Origin of the sequence: Rhodococcus sp. EPR-157, from assembly GCF_001647195.1 — a bacterium.
Taxonomy (GTDB): Bacteria; Actinomycetota; Actinomycetes; order Mycobacteriales; family Mycobacteriaceae; genus Rhodococcoides.
In genome coordinates this window covers 1-5,629 of record NZ_LVCV01000563.1, presented here as the reverse complement: position 1 = coordinate 5,629, position 5,629 = coordinate 1, and the positions used below count along the sequence as shown (strand labels likewise).

At 61.6% G+C, this 5,629-nt stretch carries 4 protein-coding genes; 3 read left to right on the top strand and 1 reads right to left on the bottom strand.

All coding sequences use genetic code 11. The annotated features are described in order from the left end of the window. Positions 1-56 precede the first annotated feature (56 nt). From A2J03_RS24800 to tgt, 3 genes are all read left to right on the top strand, one after another. Entirely contained in the window at positions 57-1,787 is a 1,731-nt protein-coding gene (locus A2J03_RS24800; RefSeq protein ID WP_068379395.1) for an ABC transporter ATP-binding protein, read from the top strand. Beyond that, positions 1,784-3,691, top strand: coding sequence for an ABC transporter ATP-binding protein (locus A2J03_RS24795; RefSeq protein WP_068379399.1), 1,908 nt, complete (start codon positions 1,784-1,786; stop codon positions 3,689-3,691). The genes A2J03_RS24800 and A2J03_RS24795 overlap by 4 nt, the downstream gene beginning before the upstream one ends. 87 nt (positions 3,692-3,778) lie before the next feature. Then, positions 3,779-5,020 carry a tRNA guanosine(34) transglycosylase Tgt gene (tgt, locus tag A2J03_RS24790; protein ID WP_068379393.1) on the top strand — a complete coding sequence of 414 codons (1,242 nt, stop codon included), beginning with the start codon at positions 3,779-3,781 and terminating at the stop codon, positions 5,018-5,020. On the opposite strand, the gene A2J03_RS24785 is transcribed toward tgt, so the two are convergent. Continuing rightward, positions 4,974-5,629, bottom strand: a 656-nt coding sequence (locus A2J03_RS24785) for a MerR family transcriptional regulator (protein WP_068379390.1), incomplete at its 5' end; no start/stop codon positions are given. The two genes, tgt and A2J03_RS24785, sit on opposite strands and share 47 nt — an antisense overlap.

Sequence of the window (5,629 nt, the reverse complement as noted above, 5' to 3'; positions counted from 1 at the left end):
ATGCCAGACAAATTGTGGAGACTGTTACCCATGTGTACGAGTAATCTTCGGCCATCATGCTGATCCCGCTGCTCAAGACCTATCTGGCCCCGTACAAGCGCGCGATCGCCCTACTCATCGCGTTGCAGTTCGTGGCTACCGCTGCCGCACTGTATCTACCGAGTCTCAATGCGGACATCATCGACAACGGTGTCACGCGCGGAGACACGAACTACATCCTGACGACCGGCGGCTGGATGCTGCTGGTGTCGTTGGTGCAGATCGTGTGCTCGGTGGCGGCTGTTCTGATCGGAGCGAAAGCTGCGATGGGCGCAGGCCGCGACCTACGTAAAGCGATCCTGCACCGCGTCGGGACGTTCTCCGCCAGGGAAGTCGGACAATTCGGCGCACCGTCGTTGATCACGCGCAACACCAACGACGTTCAACAGGTTCAGCTCCTGATCGTGATGGGATTCACCATCGTCGTGATGGCGCCGATCATGTGTATCGGTGGCGTCGTCATGGCCCTGCGAGAAGACCTCGGCCTGTCCTGGATTCTGCTGATCGCGGTACCCGGCCTGGCGATCTCGATGGGCCTCATCGTCGTGCGCATGGTTCCCGGATTCCGATCCATGCAGGTTCGGATCGACGCGGTGAACCGCGTTCTGCGTGAGCAGATCACCGGAATCAGGGTCGTGCGCGCCTTCGTGCGCGAGCGGAACGAAATCGACCGATTCGCCGTCGCCAACAACTCTCTCACCGAGGCGGCGCTGCGGGTGGGCCGGCTGATGGCATTGATGTTCCCGACGGTCATGATGATTTCCAACGTGACCAGCGTGGCCGTCATCTGGTTCGGCGGCCACGCGATCAACGACGGCACGATGGAAATCGGCGCCCTCACCGCCCTACTGAGCTACATCATGCTGATTCTGATGTCGGTGATGATGGCATCGTTCATCGCGATGATGGTCCCGCGAGCATCTGTGTGCGCCGACCGAATCAGCGAGGTCCTCGCGACCGAATCGTCGGTGACGCTGCCGAGCACTCCTGAGCCGTTCGCGACCGATCCGGGAATCGTCGAATTGCGCAATACCGAATTTTCCTTTCCCGGTGCCGAATTCCCCGTCCTGTGCGGCGTGAATCTCCGCGCCGAGCCAGGAAAAGTGACGGCGATCATCGGTGGTACGGGATCCGGAAAGTCGACCCTGGTCAATCTGATTCCGCGACTCATCGACGTCACCGCCGGTCAAGTGCTCGTCGGCGGAACCGACATTCGGGATCTCGACATCGACAGTCTTCGTAGTCACATCGGATTGATTCCGCAGAAGCCATTTCTGTTCTCCGGAACGATCGGCTCCAACCTTCGCTACGGCAAGGCCGACGCCACCGACGACGAACTGTGGGACGCGCTCGAGATCGCGCAGGGCGCCGACTTCGTCCGAAAGATGCCAGAGGGGTTGGAAACCGTAGTCGCTCAAGGTGGTACGACGGTGTCCGGCGGCCAGCGACAACGGCTGGCCATAGCGCGCGCTCTGGTTCGACGTCCGAGCATCTACCTCTTCGACGACTCGTTCTCCGCCCTCGACCTCACCACCGACTCGAAACTACGGGCCGCACTGAAGCCGGTCATGAAAGATGCCTGCATGATCGTTGTTGCACAACGGGTCTCGACCATTGTCGATGCCGACCAGATTCTGGTCCTCGACGACGGTAAACCGGTGGGCCTCGGAACGCACAGCGAGCTGATCGCAACGTGCCCGACGTACGCGGAGATCGTCGACTCGCAGCACGCGGTGGCGGCGTCATGACGCGCCCCGGACCGGGTGCAGCACCCGCCATCGGAGCGCCGGGTACGAAAGCGCTCAACTTCAAGCCGTCGATGAAGCGACTGCTCGGCCTGCTCCGACCCGAGAAAGTCCTGCTCGGGATGATGCTCGTGTTCGCGATCGCGAGCGTCGTACTGTCCGTGGCCGCGCCGAACATTCTGGGTCATGCCACCAACCTGATCTTCAACGGTGTCGTCGGAGGGCAACTGCCGTCCGGGATCTCGAAGGAGCAAGCCGTCGGGCAGCTCCGGTCCGATGGTCAGGGCACGTACGCGGACATGGTCTCCGGCATGGATGTCACACCTGGCGTCGGGATCGACTTCTCGGCCGTCGGAAACGTTCTGTTGTTCGTCTTGGTGCTCTATCTGGTGTCGGCGGCGTTGGCCTGGGCGCAGGGATACATCCTGAACATCGCACTGCAACGCACTATTCGGAACCTCCGTGACAGCGTCGAGCGCAAGGTGCACCGGCTTCCGCTGAAGTACTTCGACTCGCACACTCGCGGTGAACTTCTGAGCCGTGTGACCAACGATGTCGACAACGTCTCGACCAGCCTGCAGCAGACGCTGAGTCAGTTGATCACCGCAGTGCTCACGGTGCTGGGCATCCTGGGCATGATGATCTGGATCTCGCCGTTGCTCGCACTCGTCGCAGTGTTGACGGTTCCGTTGTCGTTTCTCGTCACCGCTGTGATCGCCAAGCGTTCTCAACCACACTTCGTGAACCAGTGGAAGCACACCGGAAAGCTCAACGGCCTGATCGAGGAGACCTACACGGGCCACGAACTGGTGAAGGCATTCGGGCGTCAGGCCGAGGTCGAGCGCGAATTCGGCGACCGCAACGACAAGCTGTTCGAATCGAGCTATCGCGCGCAGTTCATCTCCGGAATGATCATGCCCGCCATCATGTTTCTGGGGAACATCAACTACGTGATCATCGCGGTTGTCGGTGGATTACGGGTGGCGTCGGGAACACTGAGCCTCGGTGAGGTCCAGGCGTTCATCCAGTACTCACGTCAGTTCACTCAGCCGCTCACGCAGGTCGGGTCGATGGTGAACCTCGTGCAGTCCGGCGTGGCGTCGGCTGAACGCATCTTCGCGCTGCTCGACGCCGAAGACGAGGAACCGGATCCTGCCAAGCCCGCCGTTGCGGAGAAGCACCTCGGTAGGGTGGCGTTCGAGAACGTGTCCTTCCGCTATCGCGAGGATCAGCCGCTCATCGAGAACCTCTCACTCGTCGCCGAACCCGGAAACCTTGTTGCCATCGTCGGTCCGACCGGTGCAGGCAAGACGACGCTCGTGAACCTGATCATGCGGTTCTACGACATCGATGCCGGACGCATCACCGTCGACGGCGTCGAAACGCGAGACATGACCCGCGACGAGTTGCGTGAGCAGACCGGCATGGTTCTGCAGGACACGTGGCTGTTCGGTGGCACCATCCGCGACAACATTGCCTACGGAGACCCGAACGCGAGCGAGGAGGAGATCCTCGAAGCCGCCCGGGTCAGCTACGTCGACAAGTTCGTGCACTCGCTGCCCGACGGATACGACACAGTGATCGACGAGGAAGGCAACAACGTCAGTGCAGGTGAGAAGCAGCTCATCACAATCGCTCGCGCATTCCTCGCGAAGCCGCTCATTCTGATCCTCGACGAGGCGACCAGCTCCGTGGACACCCGAACCGAGCTGTTGGTGCAGAAGGCTACGGCTGCGCTGCGCAGCGATCGAACCAGCTTCGTCATCGCCCACCGACTCTCGACCATCCGCGACGCCGACCTCATCGTCGTCATGGAGGACGGGCAGATCGTGGAGCAGGGTGACCACGACTCGCTCGTCGGCGCGGGTGGGGCGTACCACCGGCTGTACTCCTCGCAGTTCAGTTGAGGGGCGGCTCCGCCGCCAGTGGCGCGGTTAAGTGCATCGGGGTGCACCTATTCGTGCCACTGGCGCGGAGCGCCTAGGGTCTACACAGTGAGCGCTCCGAACGACCCCTTCTTCAGCATCGACACCCGGCTCGACGACCGCCTCGGCCGCACCGGGACGATCCACACCCCGCACGGCGACATCGCGACTCCCGCGTTCATTGCCGTCGGCACCAAGGCGACGGTCAAAGCGGTCTTGCCCGAGGCGATGAAGGAGCTCGGCGCACAGGCGGTGCTCGCGAACGCCTACCATCTGTACCTGCAGCCAGGGTCCGACATCGTCGACGAGGCAGGCGGTCTCGGGAAGTTCATGAACTGGGACGGCCCGACGTTCACCGACAGCGGTGGCTTCCAGGTCATGTCGCTCGGCGTCGGATTCAAGAAGGTCATCTCCATGGACGCCTCCCGGGTCGAGTCCGACGACGTCATCGCCGAAGGCAAGGAGCGGCTTGCGCACGTCGACGACGACGGGGTCACGTTCAAATCGCATCTCGACGGGTCCAGTCACCGGTTCACGCCCGAGGTGTCGATGCAGATTCAGCACCAGCTGGGCGCCGACATCATGTTCGCGTTCGACGAGCTGACGACGCTGATGAACACCCGTGGCTACCAGGAGATGTCGGTGGACCGGACGCAGGCATGGGCACAACGGTGTGTCCTCGAGCACGAGAGACTGACCGCCGAGCGCGTCGGGAAGCCGTATCAGGCACTGTTCGGTGTGGTGCAGGGCGCGCAGTACGAGGATCTACGACGCAAGGCCGCGCACGATCTGGAGACCATCACCGGTGAGACCGGGCGAGGCTTCGACGGTTACGGCATCGGCGGAGCTCTGGAGAAGCAGAACCTCGGCACGATCACCCGCTGGGTGAACGAGGAACTGCCGGAACACAAACCGCGGCATATGCTCGGCATCAGCGAGCCCGACGACTTCTTCACCGCCATCGAGAACGGCGCAGACACCTTCGACTGCGTCAATCCCTCCCGAGTGGCCCGCAACGCGGCGATCTACGTCCCCACCGGACGGTTCAACATCAACACGGCCAAGCATCGACGCGACTTCACTCCGATCGACGAGAACTGCGACTGCTACACGTGCGCTCACTACACCAGGGCCTACATCCACCACCTGTTCAAGGCCAAGGAGATGCTGGCATCGACGTTGTGCACCATTCACAACGAGCGCTTCACCGTGAAACTCGTCGACGATATCCGAGAGTCAATTCAGCAGAACAGGTTCCACGAGTTCAAGGATGAGTTTCTCGGTCGTTTCTATTCTGCAAAGCGGTCGTGAGGTAGTCACCGAGTTCGTGCTGGAGGTTCTCGTCGAGCGTGCGGGCGAGGATCGCGGTGACGGAGTGGACCGCGAGTTCACGCATCTTCACCAGCATGTCCGTGGTCGCACCGACCTCGTCGTCACCGGGCAACCACCCCTCGCCGTGTAGGTCGACGATATGGTTCTTCGCGGTGCCGATCATGTCTTTCGCAATGCCGTCTACAGCGGCGTGGATTCGTTCGTGCACGTCGATGAGTTGCCCGATCGTGAAACCGTACTCGGATAACGACGAGAAGCCGCTGAGCAGTTCAGGATCGGTGAAGATGCAGGTATCGCCGTCGACGCGAGCGAGACCGAGCGCCTGCAATCTCGTCAGTTGATCACTGTCGCCGAGGAATTCGTCGACCATGTCCAAGGGAATCTCGACGACCTCGTCATTCGACCACTGCTCGGTGACGGCATTCTGGAGGCCGAGTACTTCGGCCAGATCCTTGCCGTTCTCCCAGCCGGTGATGAAGTCGCTGATATGCGAGGTAGTGAAACCGCGCTGAAGAAGAACGTCGATGAGCCGAAGCCTCGCCAGATGAACATCGTCGTAGATCCCGATGCGCCCGCGCTTTTCGGGGG